We start from the raw sequence: 21,269 nt of genomic DNA, 5'->3' as shown, positions 1-21,269 counted from the left end.
ATCGGCCGAATGTGATTCACCGGTAGCATCGCTCACGCTCGAACCCCCCTCATTGGTTCCGATGCTGACGATAACCCGACTTTCTCTTGGCCGTTCGTTCAAGTGGTAGCTATCGGTATGCGTAAGTACACTTCAGATATTCGATCGTGACAATGGGAGTTGGGAGCCTCCGGGCACGTTTCGGGCGGGAAGGGCCATCGTGTACCTCGCTCGTCGATCAGTCGAAACTGTCATATCGGGCGAGGTGAGGGAGTGCGGTGCAACGTTTTCCGCTGTCCCCGAGCCAGCAGGGCATCTGGTATGCGCAACAATTGAATTCGGACATTCCGTTCATTACGGCGCAGTACGTGGAATTGCGGGGTGTCCTCGACCACGACCTTTTGCGAAAGGCGTGTGTGCAGGGCGGCCGCGACGTCGAATCCGGCTTCCTCTTTCTTGTTCCCGGAGAGGGTCTTCCCGAACAGGCAATCGACCTCGAACTCGAGGACGATGTCCCGTATGTCGACTTTCGTGCCGCCGACGATCCGGAGAACGCTGCCCATCGCTGGATGACGCAGCAGTTCGCGAGACGCCTCGACCCGCTTCGGGACCGTCTGATCGCGACTGCTGTGTTGCACATCGGAGAGGATCGCTACATCCTCTCGAGCTACGTTCACCACATCGCCCTCGACGGGCACGGCGCGATGACCCTGATGCACCGCTGCGCGGACCTGTATACAGCGTGGAGTACAGGCATGGATACTCCGCCGCTCAGGTCCATGCCCCTCGAGAAGATCATCGAATGGGAAGCGGCCTACGCCAGTTCGTCGCGGCAGGCGGGCGACCGTGAGTATTGGTCGCAGCGACTGGCCGACCTGCCCGAGCCGCTGTCGCTCGCAGACGGGGCCGCACCGGCATCCGTTCCGGCCCGCCAGGCCGGAGCCGATATTCCCCGCGAGGTGGCCGAAGCCGTCGCGGCGCTCGCTCACGACGCGAACTCCACCGATGTACCCGTCGTCGTCGCCGCATTCGCCGCGTTTCTCGCGCGCACCAACGGCAGTACGGACGTAGTGCTCAGCCTGCCGGTGTCGGCGCGAACCACTGCGCCGCTGCGCCGCTCTGCAGGCGTGGTCTCGAACGTGGTGCCGCTGCGGGTGCGCGTCGAACCGTCCGCGTCGGCAACCGACCTCATCCGCGATGTGCAACTCGAACTCACCGGCGCGTTGCGTCATCAGCGTTACAGGTACGAAGACATGCTCGTGGACCTGCGGGAACTCGGCCGCGAATATGCCGACACGCGTGGCGCGTTCGGTCCCGTAGTGAATTTGATGATGTTCCACCCCCGGATCCGATTCGGCGATGTCATCGGCGACTTCCACGTGCAGTCCACCGGCCCGATCGACGACCTGTCCGTCAACGTGTATCCGGGTATCGCCGGGCGCTCCACCCGCATCGACTTCGAAGCGAACCCCGCTCTCTACAGTCCCGGACTCCTGAATCTGCAGCACAATCGGTTCCTCGGATTCCTGTCCCATTTCGTCCACGACCGGACGACTCCGATCGGCGACCTGCCACTCGCAGACGGTGCAGAACTCGAGGGACTGACCCCGGCCCGCGGTGACGACGCACCCGCGCCGCAACTGTTACCCGACCTCCTCTGTTCGCACGCCACCAGCGATGCGAGTGCTGTCCGCGACGGCGACGTGTCCGTCACCTACCGCGAACTGGATGCACGCTCCGACCACCTCGCACACCAACTCGTTTCCGCCGGCGCCGGACCCGAGGATCTCGTCGGGGTGCTGCTGCCACGTTCGGTCGACTCGGCGGTGGCGTTGTGGGCGGTCGCGAAGACCGGTGCGGCCTACACCCCGCTCGACCCGGAAACACCTGCTCGCCGCCTCGCCGAGATGCTGACCGCGGTACGCGTCGCCGTCGCGCGGGACGATGTGGCTCTGCCGGATCACGTCACGCGCGTCGCCCCGCCGGCCGGCGATATCCCGGCCGACGAGTTCACAGCCCAAGACCGGTTGCGCCCACTGCGTTCCGACAACCCGGCCTGGGTGATCCACACGTCGGGGTCCACCGGTGTTCCGAAGGCCGTCACCGTCGGCCACGGCGGACTGTCCGCACTGGTCGCGGCCCTCCGCAACCGCTACAGCGCCGACTCGGATTCGCGCGTGCTGCACTTGGCCGCACCCACTGTCGATGCGTCGCTGCAAGAATTGCTTCTCGCGTTCGACGTTGGCGCCACCGTGGTGATCTGCCCGCCGGAGGCCGTGGGTGGGCCGGCGCTCACTTCGCTGCTACGAGCCGAAGCGGTGACCCACGCCGTCACCGCGCCGGCCGTACTGGCAGTGACACCCGAATCGGGGTTGCCGGACCTGCGGGTGCTCGACGCAGGTGGCGAAGCCCTTCCTCGGAATGTCGCCGACCGCTGGTCTGTGGACCGCACTCTGCTCAATGCGTACGGCCCCACCGAGGCCACCGTGCTTGCCACACTCAGCGATCCGCTGCGGCCGGGTGGCGGTGTCCCCATCGGGCGACCGATCGACGGGATGACCACTGTTGTGCTGGACGCGCGTTTACACCCAGTGCCTCCCGGTGTGATCGGTGAGCTCTACCTGGGAGGACCGGGGATCGCACGCGGTTACCGCGCCGCGCCGGTCCTCACTGCCGAGCGCTTCGTCGCCTCGCCGTTCGGCGGCCGGATGTACCGGACGGGCGACCGCGTCCGCTGGAATGAGCGCGGCGAACTCGAATTCCTCGGTCGTGCCGACCAGCAGGTCAAAATCCGCGGTCACCGCATCGAGCCAGGCGAAATCGAAGCAGTACTCGCCTCTTTCGCCTCGGTGAATTCTGCTGCCGTCGCAGTGCGCGGTGAGAACCTCGCGGCGTACGTGGTGGGCGACGTCCACCCGGCCGATCTCACCTCGCGGCTGGCAGAACAGTTGCCGGTATACCTGCGACCCATGTCGATCACGGTCCTCGACGCTCTGCCTCTGACTCCGGGCGGCAAAGTCGACCGCCGTGCCCTGCCCGAACCCGCGCTCACTGCGACCGGTTCGCGCCCTCCGATCGGGCCCGTCGAAATCCTCGTCGCCTCCCTGTTCTCCGACCTGACCGGCACGGCGGACGTCACGGCCGACGACGACTTCTTCACTCTCGGAGGCCACTCCCTCGGTGCGACACAACTCGCCGCCCGGCTCAGCGCCGCCCTGGGGTGCGATGTGAACCTACGCGACGTGTTCGCACATCCGACTGTCGCGAGGCTGGCCGCCGTTGCCGTCGAACGACCGGCCGCTGTTCCCGCCCCCGTCGCCACGGCGGATGATGGATCGGCACCCCTGGCCCCGGCGCAACGTCGCCTGCTGCTCCTCGCCCGTGCGCACGGCGACCCCGCCGCCTATCACCTGCCATGGGCGCTGCACCTAGACGGCCGCCTCGATCTCGATGCACTCGAATCCGCGCTCACCGACGTTCTCGGCCGGCACGAGAGCCTGCGCACCGTGTTCACACCGATCGACGACGCACCGCTCCAGCACGTGCTGCCACTATCGGAAGCGCGCGCCGTCCTCGATCTGGAACCGTCTGCTGCCGAAGAAGGTTCGCTTGTCGAGACGATCAGGGTGTGGTCGGCCGAGCCCTTCGACCTCACCGCCGATATTCCGTTCCGCGTCCGTCTGTTCCGGGTAGCGGACGACCGCCACGTGCTTGCCGTGGTCGCACACCATATCGCTCTCGACGGTGCCTCGTTCGCACCGCTCACCCGGGATGTCGCGACCGCCTACCTCGCACGCACCCGCGGCGAGATGCCGGCGTGGACACCGCTACCTCTGCACTATCGCGATTACGCCCGATGGCACCGCGACCGCCTCGGCGATCCTCACTCGGCCGACAGTAGCGCCGCAGTCGAACTCAGCTTCTGGCGTGCAACTCTGGCGGGGCTGAGCGAAGCAGCACCGCTGCCCACCGACCGGCCTCGCGCCCGCGGCCTCGGACCGGCGTCGTCGGTCGACGTGATCGTCCCGTCCGAGGCGGCCCGCGCGCTGCATTCCCTCGCGCACGCCCACGACGCGACCACGTTCATGGCCGTACACGCCGCCGTCGCGGTGTGGCTCTCGGCCTGGGCAGCGGAACGCGACATCGCGATCGGTACGGGGATCGCCGGACGCGATCATCCCGACCTGGAAGACCTGGTGGGAATGTTCGTCGGCACGGTCACGCTGCGCGTGGATGTCGATCCGGCGCAGCCCTTCACCGATCTGCTCGCCACCGCCCGCGCCGCCGACCTCGATGCCTTCGCGCACGCGACCGTGCCGTTCGACGACGTCGTCGATGCCCTCGGCTTCACTCCGTTCCGCGTGATGCTCGCATACGACAATGTCGACGTCCCCGATCTCGAACTGCCGGACCTGACAGTGCGGGCGCGCGAGATCGACCCCATGCAAGCACGATTCGACCTCGAGATCTCGCTGCGCGAACTGCGCGACGGATCAATGACCGGTCGTCTCGTCTACGACTCGTCGCTGTTCGACGACGCGACCATCGCGCAGTGGTCGTCGCGCCTGACCTCGGTGCTCGAGCAGGTCGTGCGAGACCCCTCACAGCCCGTGGGCGACCTCGACCTGGGCGCTCCCGACGTCGAGACTGCTGCCGAGGGACCCGAGGCGACGTTCGCGGAACTCATCGACGGCTCACCCGCTCGGGTCGCCGATCCCGGAGCAGAACCGGTACACATCGCCACTGCCGCGCATCCGCTGGCGTGGAACCTGATCGGTCTCGGACTCGGAACCGAAGATCGAGTGGCCGTGCTGCTGCCGCGCTCGACGCAATCGATGCTGGCGGCGGCAGCCGTCGCGCTCGCCGGTGCAGCCTTCGTGCCCATCGATCCGCATCAGCCGCCGGACCGTATCACCACGTTGCTCACCGATTCCGGCGTCCGCTACGCCATCGCCGGACCGGGTGTGTCGCTTCCGGGCGACGTGCGCGCGGTGCCGTTCACCACTAGCGGTGACACCCGCGAGATCACCGACGCCGACCGGGTGCGCCCAATCCGTGTCGGCAACATCGCCTACGTGGTCTACACGTCGGGATCGACGGGCACGCCCAAGGGCGTCGTGGTGACACATCGCGGACTGGGGCCACTGGCACAGTCGTTCCGCGACCGGTTCGACCTGACCGGCGATGCACGCGTGATGCATTTCGCGTCGCCTGCATTCGACGCCTCCGTCCTGGAGTACGTCCTGGCACTGGTATCGGGCGGCACCCTCGTGGTCGCACCCGCGGACGTGTACGGCGGCGAGGAGTTGCTCGAGTTGCTGCGCTCCGAGCGCATCACGCACTGGTTCACCACGCCGTCGGTGCCCGCGCGTCTCGACCCGGCCGGGCTGGACGACCTGAGACTGGTCGTGATCGGCGGTGAGGCGTGGCCCGTCGACACCGCGCATCGCTGGGCGCACAACCGCACGGTGCTCAACGTGTACGGCCCCAGTGAAACAACGGTCCTGGCAACCTCATCCGCGCCGTTCGAGCCCGGGCATCCGCTCACTATCGGCTCCGGCCTCGTCGGCGTCACACCGGTCGTCCTCAACGACCGGTTGCGCCCCGTCGGCGAGGGAGTGACCGGCGAACTGTATCTGCTGGGCCAAGGCGTGGCCCGTGGGTATCTCGACGCCCCGGGGCTGACCGCCGAGCGCTTCGTCGCCTCGCCGTTCGGTGACGGTCGCATGTATCGCACCGGCGACCTCGTGCGCTGGACCCGAGTGGGTGACAGTGCTGCGCTCGAATTCGCGGGGCGCACCGACTATCAGGTCAAGATTCGCGGCTTCCGTATCGAACTCGGCGAGATCGACACCGTCCTGCAGGGCTACGCAGGAGTGAGTACCGCCGTCACCGTGGTGCACGACGAGACACTCGTCAGCTACGTGCAGGCCCGCGACACCGACCTCGACCCGGACGGTGTCCGGGAATGGGCCGCAACCAGGCTTCCGAGGCACATGGTGCCCGCGACCGTCACCGTGCTCGACGCGCTGCCTCTGACCACGACCGGGAAGATCGACCGCGCCGCGCTGCCCGCACCCACGGTCCGGTCCGGGCCGGACGACGGATATCGTAGTCCGGGCGAAGAACTGGCCGCACGGATCGTCGCGGACCTACTCTCGATCCCCGCGGTGAACCGCCGCGACGACTTCTTCGCTGTCGGCGGAAACTCCTTGATCGCAACGCAACTCGCGGCGCGACTGAGTGCCGTCGCGGGACGCCGCATCGGGGTTCGCGACATCTTCGAACACACCACGATCGACTCGCTCGCGCACCTGCTCGGCGAGCGCGATGATGGCGGGGATACCCTGCCGATCGTCCACGTCGACGCCGACGACGAGACGCCGCTTGCGCCGGCCCAGCAACGCATGTGGCTGCTCAACCGGTTCGACGTCGCCGGCGGTGCCGGGGGCGGCGACCACATCGCGTTCTCGGCCGAGTTCGACAGCGCATTCGACGTGGACGCGGGGCGTGCCGCAGCCCACGACGTGGTGAGGCGCCACGACGCGCTACGGACGGTCTTCCCCGAGGGGCCGGACGGCCCGTATCAGCGGGTGCTCACGTCCGTCGACGTCGACCTCACACCCGTCGAGGCGCACCCGGAACTCGAGACCGAGTTGCTCGGCTTCGCCCGCGAGAGCTTCGATCTCACCGTCGACCCCCCGATCCGTATGCGCCTCTACCGACGGGAGAACGGGTACGTCCTCGCGGTGGTGCTCCACCACATCGGGGTCGACGGCTTGTCACTGCTGCCACTGGGACGCGATGCCGCCACTGCCTACAGCGCCCGCCGGGACGGTCACGTTCCCGTCTGGCCGGAGCCCGCCGTCACCTACCGGGACTATGCACGCTGGCACCACAGCCTGCTCGGCGACGAGCAAGACCCGGGTAGCCTCGCCGCACGGCAACTCGGGTACTGGAAGCGCACCCTTGCCGCCGCGCCGCCGATGCTCACCCTGCCCACCGACCGGCCCCGGCAGTCCGCCGGTGACGGTGACGCGGGGCAGGTGAGATTCTCGGTACCCGCCGAAATCCACACCGCTGTGGATAAACTCGCTCGCGCCCACGACGTCACGGCATTCATGGTGGTGCACGCGGCGCTCGCCACTCTGCTCGCCACCCTCGCCGCGACCGACGATGTCACGATCGGTACTCCCGTGTCGGGACGCATCGATGCGGCCCTGGACGACATGGTCGGCATGTTCGTCGGCACCGTGCCGTTGCGGTTGCCCGTCCGCCCCCGCTCCACCTTCGCCGAACTGCTGGCCGAAGCCCGGCGCGTGGATCTCGACGCGTTCGCGCACGCGGACGTGCCGTTCGACCGGATCGTCGACGCTGTGAGTGCCGGCCCGTCCGGGCACCACCCGCTGTTCCAGGTGATCCTCGCGTACGAGACGTTCACCGTCGACACACTCGATCTGCCCGGTGGAACGGCCTGCGTCCGGGACATCTCGGCCGCGCCCGCGCGCGTGGACCTCGAAGTGGCGGTCCGCGAACGCCGCTCCGACACCGGAACACCCGCCGGGCTCGACGGCACCTTCACCTATGCAGCCGACCTGTTCGACGCTGACACCGTCGCGCAGTGGGGCACGTGGCTCGCGAGCATCCTGGACGCGGTCACCTCGGATCCGGGTGTGACCGTGGGCGGTATCGAGCCTGGGGGAGTGGCCGACGCGCCGGGCTGCGCACCGCTGCCACTGGCCGCACAGTCGCTGCCCGAACTCGTGGCGCAGTGCGTCGCCGACGACGCCGAAGCCGTCGCCGTGCTCGCGGACGAAGAATCGCTGACCTACGGGCAGCTGTGGTCACGCTCGGGTGGCCTCGCCGCGCTCCTGGCCGAACAGGGCGTCGGGGCCGACGATGTCGTAGCTGTCGCGGTGCCGCGCTCGGCAGACCTGCTCGTGGCAATCCTCGCCGTGACCCGCATCGGTGCGACTTACCTGCCGGTCGACGTCACACATCCGCCCGCTCGGCTGCAGGCTCTGTTCGACGACGCGCGGCCGGCGCTCCTGATCGCTCACCGCGGCTTCGGCTCACAGGTGCCGGCGGTGTACCTCGACGACGATGCCGTCGCCGCGCGGGTGGACGACGGTGCCGACTTCGACGCACCCGTGCTGCCGGATCAGGGCGCCTACCTGATCTACACGTCCGGTTCCACCGGAGTGCCGAAGGGCGTACTCGTCACCCACCGCAACGTGCTCGCGCTGCTCGCCGCGACCACCGACTTCGGCTTGGGACCTGCCGACGTGTGGACGCTGTTCCACTCGCCGGCATTCGACTTCTCCGTCTGGGAGATGTGGGGCCCGCTCACCACCGGCGGCCGTCTCGTGATCGTCGACCACCTCACGGTCCGCGACCCGCAGGCCGTCGCCGCGCTGATCGACCGCGAACAGGTCACGGTGCTCAACCAGACACCCACGGCCTTCTCGCAACTGTCCACTGTCGCCGCCGACCTGACGTCGTTGCGGCTGCTCATCTTCGGCGGCGAAGCACTCGACCCCGACCGCGTCACCCCGTGGGCCGATGCACACCCGCACGTGCGCACCGTCAACATGTTCGGCATCACCGAGACCACCGTGCACGTCACCGCCGGTGACGCCACCGTTGCCGGAATCGGCTCACCTCTGCCGGGCGTGACCGTCTCGATACTCGACGCGTCGCTGCGGCCTGCCTTGCCGCGTGCCGTCGGCGAACTGTATGTCGCGGGAGCTCAGGTAGCCAGGGGATACCGAGACCGGCCTGCGCTCACCGCCGCTCGGTTCGTCGCCGCGCCCGGTGGCGCGCGCCGCTACCGAACCGGCGATCTCGGCCGCCGCGATCGCGCCGGAACACTGCAGTATCTAGGGCGGGCCGATCAGCAGATCGAACTGCGCGGTTACCGGATCGAACCCGCCGAAATCGAAGCCGCCCTGATGCGGTGTGAGGGCGTCACCCAGGCTGCGGTCCTCCTGCGCGACGACATGCTGGTCGCGTACCTGGTCGGCGGTAACGGCCCGGAGGTGTTGCGGGAGTTGCGGCATTCGCTGCCGGATTACCTCGTTCCGTCCGCTGCCGTCGTCGTCGACGCGCTACCCCGCACCGTCAACGGCAAGCTCGACCACGAGGCCCTGCCGGCACCCGAGGTATCCACCACCGGCCGTACTGCTCCGCACGGTCCCGTGGAGGAACTCGTCGCCGAGATCTACCGCGAACTGCTCGGTATCGAGGGGACAGTCGCCGCCGACGACGATTTCTTCCACCTGGGCGGCCACTCGCTGCTCGCCACCCGGCTTGCGGGACGGCTGTCCGCCGTGGCGGACGTCGACGTCACGATCCGCGATGTCTTCGAGGCACGGACGGTATCCGAACTGGCAGAGCGGGTGTCGACGCGGCGGGGTGCCGGAAGCCGGGTGCCGATCGTCGCTGACGACACCGCTCCCGCGCCGCTGTCGGCCGCCCAGCAGCGCCTGTGGTTCGTCAATCGGTTCGACACTTCGTCGGCCGGGTACAACCTGCCCTTCGCGGTTCGGCTCGACGGCGCCCTCGACATCGGCGCCTTCGCCGCCGCCGTCGCGGACGTGACCGAGCGGCACCGCACGCTGCGCACGATCTATCCCGCGGCCGACCGGTACACGATGCTGCCCGCCCAGGCACCCGATCTCGTCCCGATCGCCGTTCCCGCCGACGCACTCGACGATTTCGTCCGCGACGTCGCCACCACCGGTTTCGACCTCACCGTCGACCGGCCGGTGCGCATCCGGTTGTATCGCACCGGACCGGATCGGCACGTACTGGTCGTGGTGCTGCACCACATTGCGGCCGACGGCTGGTCGCTGACGCCACTGGTGCGCGACCTGGCCGCGGCCTACGAGAGCCGTACCGCAGGCACCAGCCCGGACCTATCACCGCTTCCGTTGCACTACACCGACTTCGCTCGCTGGCAACGCGGCAGCGCCGACACCCAGGTGGCGCAGTGGACCGATCGCCTTGCCGGACTCCCCGACGAAGCGACGCTGCCCGCGGACCGTCCCCGGCCTGCGCGGCCCACCGGTCGGGGTGCGGGGCACACGATCACGCTCGACACCGGGTTCGCGCGCGGACTGCACACCCTCGCGCGTGACCGCCACGTCACGGTGTTCATGGTGCTCCATGCCGCGCTCGCAGCGTTGCTCACCCGGCACGGCGCGGGACGGGACATCCCGATCGGCACGGTGGTCTCCGGCCGCGGTGCCCCGGAACTCGACGAACTCGTCGGCATGTACGCCGGAACCCTGGTGCTGCGCACCACAATCGACCCCGAAGGGTCCTTCGCGGATCTCCTCGCCGAGGCGCACGCCCGCGACCTCGACGCGTACATGCAGCCCGACGCGCCGTTCGAGACGCTGGTCGAGATGCTCAACCCCACCCGCGCGGAAGCCCGGCACCCGCTGTTCCAGGTCGCGCTGTCGCTCGCGCGTCCGGCGCCGACGACGGTGGACCTGCCGGGACTGGCAGCGACGGTACTGCCCCTCGACGCCGAATACGCCAACGTCGACGTACAACTCACCGCAACCGAGACTCCCGCTGGACTCGATCTCGAATTCTTCTACAGCACCGATCTGTACGACGACGAGACGATCGCCGTGTACGCAGACCGCTATCGCGCGATCCTCGCCGCGGCCGTCGACGACCCGGCGGTGCGCGTCGGCGACATCGAACTCCCGGGGCCGGCCGTCGTAGCAAACATCGGACCCGATGCCGGACCGGTGCGGTCGTTGCGCCGGTGGCTCACGGCAGGAGCCGAACTCGGAGGCGCGCACCAGGCGGTACGCGACGGAGATCGCGACCTCACCTATCCCGAACTGCTGCACCACGCCGGCGCGCTCGCGGCACGCCTTCAGGCTGTGGGAGTCCGGCCGGGCGACGCGGTGGCCTGCGCGCTGCCCCGCTCGCTCGAATCGGTGGTCGCCGTGTGGGGAATCGTGTGGTGCGGTGCTGCTCCGATGCTCGTCGATCCGGACCAGCCCGCGGCGCGTCTCGCGGCGATGCTCGGAGACGCCACCGTCGGTGTCGGTGACGCCGCCACGCTGCCCGGCACGGTGGTCTGGCTCGACGTGGACGCCGACGACGAGGAACCGCTCGACGTCGTGACCGAACCCGCTCCGGACTCGCCCGCCTACATCGTCTTCACCTCCGGAACATCCGGAAACCCCAAGGGCGTCACCATTACCCAGCGCGGAGTCAGCGCACTCGCCGAGGACGTCGCCGAATACTTCGGAGCGGTGCCCGGCGATCGGGTACTGGGCGTCGCGGCACCGAGTTTCGACGCCTCGATGCTCGAACTGCTCGTCGCGGGTATCTCCGGCGCGACCCTCGTCGTCGCGGACTCCGAGAGCTATGCCGGTGACGCGCTCGGCGGCCTTCTCGAACGCGACGCCGTCACGCACGCGGTGCTGACGCCCTCGACGCTCGCCACGGTCCCCGTCCGCGACCTGCCCCACCTGCGCATGATCATGCTCGGGGGCGATCGGGTGGCACCGGCCCTCGTCGAACGCTGGGGGCCGCAGCGTGCGCTCCTCAACGGATACGGTCCCGCGGAGGGGACGGTCTTCGTCACCGTGTCGCAGCCGTTGCGGGCCGGTGGCGGTATCGGGATCGGTGTCCCCGTGCGCGGCGTCACCGCCCATGTCCTCGACGAGCGGTTCCGGCCGGTACCCGTCGGGGTGACCGGCGAACTCTATGTCTCGGGCGGACGGATCGCGGACGGGTACCACAACGCCCCCGCCCGAACCGCCGAACGGTTCGTCGCGGGACCCGGTGGTACTCGCCGCTACCGCACCGGCGACCTCGTGCGGTGGCGATACGACGGAACACTCGACTTCGTCGGGCGCAGCGACGCTCAGGTCAAACTCCGCGGTGTCCGCATCGAACCGGGCGAGGTGGACGCCGCGCTCACCTCCCTCGAGGGCGTCGACCGTGCCGTCACCGTCGCGCGCGACGGCCGGCTCGTCTCCTACATCGCTCCCGCGGCAGTCGATACCGACGACGTACGCCGGCGTCTGCGGTCCGTGCTCCCGGCGCATCTCGTACCGGCGGTGGTGGTTGCGATCGACACGATCCCGATCACCGCCCACGGCAAGGTCGACACCGCCGCGCTGCCCGACCCTCGTCCTGCCGCAGACCCGGCGGACGGGACAACGCCACCGTCGACGCAGACCGAAACGATGGTCGCCGGGATACTCGGCGAAATCCTCGGCGACGGTGCAGAACCCGTCCGCGTGGGCCGGACCGACGATTTCTTCGCCATCGGCGGGAACTCGCTGCTCGCCACCGTTCTGGTCGGGCGGCTACGGGAAGAGACGGGCGCAGCGGTGCCGCTGCGGACCGTATTCACCCACCCGACCGTGGACGCGCTCGCAGCCGCGCTCGATGCCGGAGGGTTCGACGTGGACGCCGGACCGGTTGCGGTGTCGCCGCGCCCCGAGCGCCTCCCGCTCGGCCGCGCGCAGCGCCGCCTCTGGGGACTGAACGCCCTCGCACCCGGTGCCTACCGGTTGCGCAGCGAGGTGCGGCTGGACGGACCACTCGACGTGGCCGCGCTGCACTCCGCCCTCACCGATGTCGCGCACCGGCACGACATCCTGCGCACCGAGTACGTGGTCACCGGCGACGACGTGTACCAGGTGATCGGGGACGAACCCCGCAGCACTTTGTGGCACGCACACCTCGAACGCGTCGGCACCCACCGGCACGTCCTGCATTTCGACGTGGACCATTCGATAGCCGACGGCACGTCGCTGCGACCGTTGTTGCGGGATTTCGGCGCCGCCTATCTGGCACGAACGGCCGGGCACGCCCCGCACTGGGAGCCGCTGCCCCTGCAGTACGCCGACTACGCGCTGTGGGAGGCCGAACGCGGTATTCCAGAAGCCGACATCGCACACTGGCGGCAGGCGCTCGACGGGCTCGGGGCCGCGGAACTCCCCGCCGAGCCCACCGGTGCCGGGCACACCACCCGGACCGTCGAGTTCACGGTGCCCGCCGACGTGCGCGACGCCGTGTCCGAGATGGCCCGCACCTACGGCGCCACCGAGTTCATGGTGCTGCACGCGGCTCTGTCGGTACTGCTCGCGCGCCTCGCCGCACACGACGACATCGCCGTGGCAGCAGTCGTCGGCGGCCGGCGCTGGTCGCAACTCGAAAACCTCATCGGGCCGTTCCTCGACACACTCGTGTTGCGCGCCCGGGTGGCACCCGACATGCCGTTCAGCGGGCTGCTCGGGCAGGTCCGGGACTTCGACGTCGCCGCCCTCGACCACGCATCGGTGCCGTTCGAGGACGTACTCGCAGAACTGAAGGTTCCGTCTCCCCAGGTGGCGCTCGCACTCCAAGATTTCGGCACAGATCCGGCGAACCTCGGCGATCTCACCGTGGACGCACGCGAAATCGTCGACACGGCTCCGCAATTCGACCTGCATTTCGCGCTTGCACCGGAGTCGTCCGGATTTGCGGGCACGGTGCTCTACGACGGATCACGATTCTCGGACCACACCGCAGGGCTTCTCGCGACACGTTTCGTGGCACTGCTCGGCGTGCTCGTGAAGACCCCGGACGGCCTGGTCGGCGACGCGGTGTTCGACGCGCCCGCCGATCCGCTCGTCGGGGACAGCCCCGCGCCCGTTCACACCCTCGCCGAACTGCTGCGGGCGGCGGCCGCAGCGCATCCCGATCGGGAGGCGTTGCGCGGCGCCGATGCGGTCCTGACCTATCGCGAACTCGACGAGCAGTCCGACGAACTGGCCGACGAACTGCGGGCACAGGGTGCCGGGCCGGGTGTCGTCGTGCCGATCGGCCTGCCTCGCAGCACCGAGTACATCAGGACACTCTGGGCGATCACCAAAACCGGTGCCGCCTTCACCGACTCGTCCGACGTCGGCAGCACGTGCTCGCCGGAGGTCGCATACGTCGTCACCACCTCCGGATCGACCGGCATCCCCAAGCGGGTCGCGGTGACGCACCGCGGGCTCGCGCCACTCGCCGCCGAGGTGGCGTGCCGGTACCAGGTGGGGACGGGTGACCGCGTCCTGCACGGCTACTCGCCGGCATTCGACGCCGCGCTGCTCGAACTGATGCTCGCGCACACCACCGGTGCCACACTCGTCGTCGCGCCCCCCGACGTGTATGCGGGGCCGGACCTGCATCGGCTCCTCGTGGAAGAGCGCATCACCCACTACCTGTCGACACCGACCGTGCTCGGCACCCTCGACCCGGACGGGTTGCCGGAGCTGAAAGTGGTTGCCTCCGGTGGCGAACCGCTGCCGGGTGCGCTGGCAGCGCGGTGGGCAGCCGGTCGCATGATGCTCGACGCCTACGGACCCACCGAGGCGACCATCGTCGCCACGCTGGCCGACATCGACGAGGACACCACTTCCGATGGCCGCACCGCCGGTATCGGACGCCCCGTGCCCGGGATCGTTGCCCACGTGCTCGACGCACGCCTGCATCCGGTGCCGAGCGGGGGAGTCGGGGAACTCTATCTCGCCGGGGAGGGCCTGGCCGCCGGGTATCTCGATGCCCCGGTGCAGACCGCCGAACGCTTCGTGGCGGCGAGCGACGGCGAGCGTATGTACCGGACGGGCGACCGCGTGCTCCGCCGCAGTGACGGAACACTGGTGTACCTCGGGCGGACCGACCGGCAACTCAAGGTGCGCGGCGTCCGTATCGAGCCCGGTGAACTCGAGGCCACGCTGCTCGCCCAGCCCGGGGTCCGCCAGGCCGCAGTGCTCGTCGTCGGCGACGCCCTCGTCGCCTTCGCCGCGGGGACCGGACTCACCGCCGAGGACGTCACCGCGCACCTCGCGCTCGTGGTTCCGCCTCAGCGCATGCCCTCGCGCATCCACGTGGTCGACACGTTGCCGGTCACGCCCAACGGCAAACTCGACCTCCGTGCCCTCGAACAACTCGATGCGCTCGAACAACTCGATGCGCTCGAACAACTCGATGCACTCGCCGACGCCTCGCTCGTGAACGCAGACGATGCCCAGCCCGGCCGCCTGCTCACCGACGCCGAAGAACTCGTGGTGACGGTGGCCGAGGACGTGCTCGGCGTACGTCCCGCCGCACACCGCGGGTTCTTCACGGCCGGCGGAGATTCGCTGTCTGCGGTGGTGTTCGCAACCCGCCTCACCGACGCGTTCGGGGTGGATGTTCCCGTACGGGAGATCCTCACGGCACCGACGCTCTCCGCGCTCGCCGCGCGGATCGGACACGACGACGCGCGACGGCTCCCGGTGCGCCGCTACGAGCGTGAGGGCCCGGCACCCCTCGCACCCGCACAACGGCGCCTCTGGCTGCTCGCACGCGCCGAACCCGACACCACGGCGTACATCGTGCCTGTCGTGCTGTCGCTCACCGGCGAACTCGATACCGCGGCACTCGGAGCCGCCGTCGGCGACGTCGTCGCGAGGCACGAGATCCTGCAGACGGTGTTCACGGACGAAGGACAGGTACTGATCCGGCCCCCGATGCTCGTGCACCGCGCACCCGCCGACCTCACCGAGGCTGTCACCGAGACCGTCGCCACGCCGTTCGACCTCACCACCGAAGCACCGTTGCGCATCCGGCTGTTCGACGTCGAGCCGGGCCGCTGGGTTCTCGCCGCGGCCGTGCACCACATCGCCTTCGACGGCGCGTCCCTCGGGCCGCTGCTCACCGACCTGTCGACTGCGTACACTGCGCGTCTGGGCGGGAGCGCCCCGCACTTCGAGCCTCTGCCCGTCACCTACCGCGACTACGCGCACTGGCAGCACGAACTGCTCGGTGATCCCGACGACCCACAGTCGCTCGCCGCGCGGCAACTGGACTACTGGTCGGAGACGCTCGCCGGCCTGCCGGACACCCCGCTGCCGCTGCCCCTCGACCGGCCACGCCCCGGACGCCCGAACTACCACGGTGCCCAAGTGGTCTCGCATCTCGATGCCGGAACCCACGGTCGTCTGCGGGAAGTCGCCCGCAGAAACGACGTGACGGTATTCATGACGGTCCATGCCGTACTCGCCGCGCTCCTTGCACGCCGCAGCGGACGCGACGACATCGCGGTCGGCACGGCGGTCGCCGGGCGCAGCGATCCTCAACTCGAGCAGCTCGTCGGCATGTTCGTCGCCACGGTCGCGCTGCGTACCGCGGTCGATCGGGCGAGGCCCTTCAGCGATCTGCTGCGGGTCGTGCGGGCGGCGGATCTCGGTGCGGTGGGCCACGCCGACGTGCCGTTCGAGCAGGTCGTCGCCCGGCTCGCGCCGCGCCGAGATCCTGCACACCATCCGCTGTTCCAGGTGCTGCTCACCCACCGGGCCGCGGGCGCAACCGATCCGGCGGCCGTGCTGCCGGGAATCACCGTGGCCGACGTCGCGGCCGGGGAACCCGCCGCGCAGTTCGATCTCGTCGTCGAAGTCGTCGAACAAGGGACCGGACATGACGACGCGGGCATCGACCTGCGTCTGATCTACGCCACCGAACTGTTCGACGGCAGCACCGCCGACGGTCTGCTCACCGAGTTCGTCGCCGTCCTGCACGGCGCACTCGCCGAACCCGAACGGCCCGTCGGCGACCTCGCCGCACCGGCCCCGGAACCTTTCGCGACGCCCGGCGTCGAACCCCGCACGCTGTCCGAGATCTTCGCCGACACCGTTGCCCGGCATCCCGGGCAGATCGCTGTGCGCACCGGCAATGTGGCGTGGACGTACGCCGGACTCGACGCCCGGTCCGACGACATCGCCGGTGAACTCGCTCACCGCGGAGTGCGCCGGGGTGACGTGGTCGTCATTGCGGTTCCGCGCGGCGAGTACTGGCCCCTCGCGGTGTGGGCGATCGCCAAGGCCGGTGCGACGTGGGTGTCGCTCGACCTCGCACAACCGGCCGCCCGCACCACCGCACTCCTCACCGACTCGGAAGCCGTCGTGGGCCTGACCGTCGGGGTATCCGGCATTGGCGGCCTCCCGTGGATCGACATGAGCGCCGACCACGGCGATCACCGCGTTCGGACACCCGCAGTCACCCCCGACGACGTCGCCTATCTCGTCTACACCTCCGGCACCACCGGGCAGCCCAAGGGCGTCGACGTGCCGCACCGGGGTCTCACCTCGTTGCTCGAGATCCAGCGCGAACGGCTCGGCCTGACAGCCGGTTCGCGTGTGCTCCACGCGTCGTCCCAGACGTTCGACGCGGCGGTGTTCGAATTGCTCTCCGCGCACGCTCACGGGGCGACGCTCGTCGTGACACCCGAGCACACCTTCGCGGGATCGCCACTCGAGCACCTCATTGCAGCCGAAGGCATCACGCATCTGTTGGCGACCCCGAGCGTTCTCGCTACCGTCGACCCCGGAGTACGCGACAACCTGACCGTCCTCGCCGTGGGCGAGACATTACCGTCCGTACTCGCACAGCGATGGTCGCGGCACCGTCTCTTCAACGGGTACGGCCCCACCGAATTCACCGTGGCCGTGTCGCTCGGTGGGCCAGTGGACGGCGCGACGAAGCCGGATATCGGCACGCCGGTCGCGGGCGCGTGCGTCCACATCCTCGATGCGCGCCTGCATCCGGTCCCGCCGGGCACGGTCGGCGAACTGTATGTGGGCGGGGCAGGGCTGGCGCAGGGTTACCATCACCGGTTCGGCCTTACCGCAAGGCATTTCGTGGCGAACCCGTTCGGTGTGCCGGGGGAGCGGCTGTATCGCACGGGTGACCTCGTGCGGGTGACGGTGGATGGGGTGCTCGAGCACATGGCGCGCGTGGACGATCAGGTACAGATCCGCGGGATCCGGGTCGAACCCGCCGAGGTCGACGCCGTCCTGCTGGGCATGCCGGGCATCGAAGCCGCGGTGACCGTCGCTCGGTCGGGGTCCGCCGGCGAACTCGCTCTCGCCGCATACGTGCAGGCGAGTCGCGCCGATGTCGACGGGGCTGAGTTGCACCGCGATCTCGCCGCTCGGCTCCCGCGGCACCTGCGCCCTTCCTCCGTCACCGTGGTCGATTCCCTGCCGCTGACGTCGTCGGGCAAGGTCGACAGAGCTGCGCTACCCGAGCCTGAAATAGTTGTCGCCGCAGACGCTTACGTCGCGCCGACAGGGGAGATCGCGCCGATTGTCGCAGCCGTGTACGCGCGGCATCTGAGGTTGCCCACACACGCGGTCTCCGCCGACCGCGGATACTTCGATCTCGGGGGCAGTTCGATGGGTGCGGTGGCCGTGGCCACCGACCTGCGTGCGGAACTCGGACGGGACGTGCCGGTCGAATGGATCTTCACCACGTCGACCGTCGCGGAACTGGCGGACCGGATCGAGCACGGGCAGCCCGGCACCACCGTCGACCCCCTCGGTACGGTCGTGCCTCTCGCGACGGGTGATCCGGCGCGGCCGGCGCTGTTCTGTGTACACCCGATCAGCGGACTGTCGTGGATGTACGCCGGGCTCGCGCCCTCTCTCGACGGCCGCACCCTTTACGGGGTGCAGGCGACCGGACTCGGTGACGACCTGACGCACCAGGGACTTCCGGATACCGTCCATGACTTCGCCGCCCGTTATCTCGAGGAGATCCGCCGGGTGCAGCCGGAGGGTCCGTACCACCTGCTCGGCTGGTCGGTCGGCGGCTCGATAGCGCACGAAATGGCAGTACAGCTGAGAGCATCCGGTGAGCGTGTCGGCGTGGTCGTGCTGCTCGACACCCTGACCCCCGAGGCGTTGCCGGACGATTCCGAACGGCAGCGCCGGGACGAAACAACCGGCGAATCCGACGGTGAAGTCGTAGCCGATCCGAGTATCCCCGGCGAACTCGTTGCCGCCGTGCGCCGGCGCAGCCGTGCCGCGTCGATGGCGGTCGAAACCGCCGCTCGGAGTCACTCGCCACAGGTGTACGCCGGTGACATCGAGTTGTTCGTCGCCGCAGTTGATCTCGATCGGCATCCCGCCCTCGCTGCCTCCTGGCAACGCTATGTCGGCGGCCGCGTGCGCGAACACCCGGTTCCGTTCGCGCACTCGGAAATGGCCGATCCGGACGCGCTCCGCGTGATCGGGCCGATACTGGGCAGCGCACTTTCGCGTTTCGAGGACATCCACAGCCCGCCGGTAGAGCATGCACGCACTGCCACCGCAATGAGGGAGACGACCTGATGGAAGTACACGACTACATGCGAATTCTCCAGGCGCGCTGGAAGATCGTCGCCGTGGTGACCGTCGTCGCGGTGCTCGCCGCACTTACCGTGTCTCTGCTGACGACGCCGCAGTACGAGGCGAAGACACGACTGTTCGTGTCGACGTCGTCGGGCGCGTCGGTCCAGGAGATCTACCAGGGCAACCTTTTCTCGCAGCAGCGCGTGACCTCCTATACGGAGTTGCTGGCCGGCACCACCGTCGCTTCGCGGGCACTCGACAAGCTCGGTATCACCGACATCACGCCGGTCGACCTCGCGGCCAACGTGACCGCGTCGTCCACACCGGACACGGTCCTCATCGACACTGCTGTGACCGACGAGTCGCCCGAGCGCGCACGCGACCTCGCCAACGCCCTGTCCGACGAATTCGTTCTGATGGCACGCGAACTCGAAACACCCGAAGGGGGCGGGGAGCCGACGGCCCGAGTGGTCGTCGAGCAGTACGCCGCGACCCCGTCGACGCCGATCGCTCCGAAGACGACCCGCAACGTCGCGCTGGGGCTTGCGGTGGGCTTGTTGCTCGGCATCGCACTGGCTGTCTTGCGCGACCGCCTCGACAACACCGTCAAAGATCGCAACGCCATCGAGGAAATCGCGGGCACGGGCGTCGTGGGTGTCATTCCGCTCGAGAAGTTGCGTCACGAAGAGCCGGCCATCATGTTCTCCGATTCCAGCAGCGGTGACGCCGAGGCATACCGGGAACTGCGCACCAACCTGCAGTTCCTCGAGGTGGACAACCCTCCACGCGTTCTGGTGTTCACCAGTTCGGTTCCGTCCGAGGGCAAGACCACAACGGCGATCAACACAGCCCTCGTGCTGGCGGAAGCGGGCAAGTCGGTGGTCCTCGTCGAGGCCGACCTCCGGCGGCCCCGGGTGTCGAAGTATCTCGGCGCTCTCGGCGAGGCAGGCCTGTCGACGGTCCTGGCGCACCAGGCGTCCCTGGACGATGTGCTGCAGTCGACACGATTCGATTCGCTGTGGGTGCTCGCCGCCGGCACGCTGCCGCCGAATCCGTCGGAACTGCTCGGCTCGGCACACGCCGAGGAGGTCGTCACCGATCTGCGGTCGCGGTTCGACTACGTCATCATCGACGCGCCGCCGCTGCTGCCCGTCACCGACGCGGCGATCCTCACACGCATTTCCGACGGTGCCCTGCTCATCGCGCGCTACGGGAAGACCACCCGGGAGCAGTTCACCCGCGCGGTCGGCAACCTGCGGGCGGTCAACGCGACGGTGCTCGGAACGATTCTCACGATGGTCCCTGCGAAGCGACGCGGCGCGTCGTACGAGTACCGGTACTACTACGACACCGACAAAGCGCAACAGAAGGTCGCGGCGCCCACGCAGGCTGTGGAAAACCCCGTCGTCACCGGCACACCCGTCGCGCCGAGCCAACCGAGCCCGCCGCGGCCGTCCCCGGGCAACGGCCGGTCTCCAGGTGGTCAGTTCCCGCCGACCGTGCGGGACGGCGAGAGTCGTCACTCGTCGGAGCCGCGGCCCGTGGTCCACACACCGCGGCGTCCGACGGATGGCTCAGGCCCGGATACGGGCGAGCAGGGGTAGCAGAAGGTCGGCGATCTCCGATCCGACCGCGACGAATGTCTCCTCGTCGCGGCCGATCGGGTCGACGATATCTTCCGGCCCGGACGCAGGAAACTGCGCCCGGGCCACTGCCAGTTCTGCGACGGACGCGGCGCCCGAAGCCTGCTGCACGCGCGCGGCTTCCGGCAGCGTGAACGTCACGCGCATCATCCGCGGTGCGAGCTTGATCACGTCGCCCCGATGCTGTTCGCTCATCGTGAGGATGAGGTCGGCGTCCTCTGCGATATCCGGAGTCAGCCGTCTCGCGACGAACCCCTCCGGGTCACCCCCGAGCTGCTGCAACACGAGCGCTGCGGTGGACTCCATGCCGTGTCCCACCACGGCCCTGGTGCCCGCACTGTGGGCGTCGAGGTCGTCCCGTCCCGACTCGGTGGCAAATGCTGTGGTCAACCGTTCGGCGGTGGGCGAGCGACAGATATTTCCGGTGCACACGAAGAGAATCCGCATCCGCCGATCGTAGGGGACGCCGCCGCGAGGGGTTGTCCCA

The 21,269-nt window shown here is 69.0% G+C and carries 3 protein-coding genes; 2 read left to right on the top strand and 1 reads right to left on the bottom strand.

Annotated elements, in window-relative coordinates; genetic code table 11:
- The first annotated feature begins 257 nt into the window (after positions 1 to 257).
- Together ACFWU2_RS11580 and ACFWU2_RS11575 are read left to right on the top strand one after the other, a co-directional pair.
- Positions 258 to 19,139, top strand: coding sequence for an amino acid adenylation domain-containing protein (locus ACFWU2_RS11580; protein WP_378605592.1), 18,882 nt, complete (start codon positions 258 to 260; stop codon positions 19,137 to 19,139).
- Positions 19,139 to 20,743 carry a polysaccharide biosynthesis tyrosine autokinase gene (locus tag ACFWU2_RS11575; RefSeq protein WP_378605589.1) on the top strand — a complete coding sequence of 535 codons (1,605 nt, stop codon included), beginning with the start codon at positions 19,139 to 19,141 and terminating at the stop codon, positions 20,741 to 20,743. The genes ACFWU2_RS11580 and ACFWU2_RS11575 overlap by 1 nt, the downstream gene beginning before the upstream one ends.
- On the opposite strand, the gene ACFWU2_RS11570 is transcribed toward ACFWU2_RS11575, so the two are convergent.
- Positions 20,714 to 21,229: a protein tyrosine phosphatase gene (locus tag ACFWU2_RS11570; protein ID WP_378605586.1), complete on the bottom strand. Its 516-nt coding sequence runs from the start codon at positions 21,227 to 21,229 to the stop codon at positions 20,714 to 20,716. The genes ACFWU2_RS11575 and ACFWU2_RS11570 overlap by 30 nt on opposite strands.
- Positions 21,230 to 21,269: the final 40 nt, after the last annotated feature.

The sequence above is a fragment of the Rhodococcus sp. NPDC058639 genome (assembly GCF_042717545.1).
GTDB lineage: Bacteria > Actinomycetota > Actinomycetes > Mycobacteriales > Mycobacteriaceae > Rhodococcus.
Note: the sequence above shows the minus strand (reverse complement) of the source record. Positions and strands in the feature narration are given on the sequence as shown.